This window comes from Bartonella sp. AA168HLJHH (assembly GCF_042197365.1).
Classification (GTDB): Bacteria; Pseudomonadota; Alphaproteobacteria; order Rhizobiales; family Rhizobiaceae; genus Bartonella.
The window spans coordinates 1-697 of record NZ_JBHIRS010000082.1 but is presented as its reverse complement, the minus strand read 5'-3'; the positions used below and the strand labels follow the sequence as shown (position 1 = coordinate 697).

Below are 697 nucleotides of genomic sequence, written 5' to 3'. Positions count from 1 at the left end.
AAAGCTTTAATGCGATAAAGGTTTATAATATTTCGAGTAAGAGCATGTTTGATTTTTTTGATTTCACTGGTTAATTCGTATTTTTTGCACATAGAGATACCCTCACAATTTAATGTGATAAACGTTTGCTAAAATTTGGAATGGGAAATTTAAAAGAGGGGCACCCTCGCCGCGCCCGTGCTTTCATTTACACTGCTTTAGATTAGACCCAGACAATCTCTAATTCACTATAAGGAGAGAGACGTTCAGTATAGGTTTTTATTTTAGTAAACCCGCCGACATTTTCACGAATAACAGCAATGCCATGAATATTGGCATTTTCATAAACATGCACGTTATTTGCTATACGAGCATTTTCATAAACCCTAGCATTGTCATAAACATAGGCATTATCATAAATAATATCCTTGCCATACACATGTGCATTACCATAAACATGGGAATTATCAGAAATAACAGCATTGCCATAAACATGGGCATTATCATAAACATAGCCAGCAATGATAGCATTGTCATAAACCCGCGCATGACCATAGATATGACCACAAGTGACAGCATTGCCAAAAACTCTTGCATTTTCATAAACGTGACCATTTTTAAACACAAGAGCCTCATCATACACCCAGCAATTGCCATCATGAGAGAGGTTATCTTCCTTTTCAATAAAGCCACCCAAGGCACCAGCCTTAACATCAGC

The 697-nt window shown here is 37.0% G+C and carries 1 protein-coding gene; it reads right to left on the bottom strand.

The window, feature by feature from the left end:
* Positions 1 to 202 precede the first annotated feature (202 nt).
* On the bottom strand, positions 203 to 697 hold a 495-nt coding region (locus ACFINM_RS09865), incomplete at its 5' end, for a hypothetical protein (RefSeq protein ID WP_375641380.1).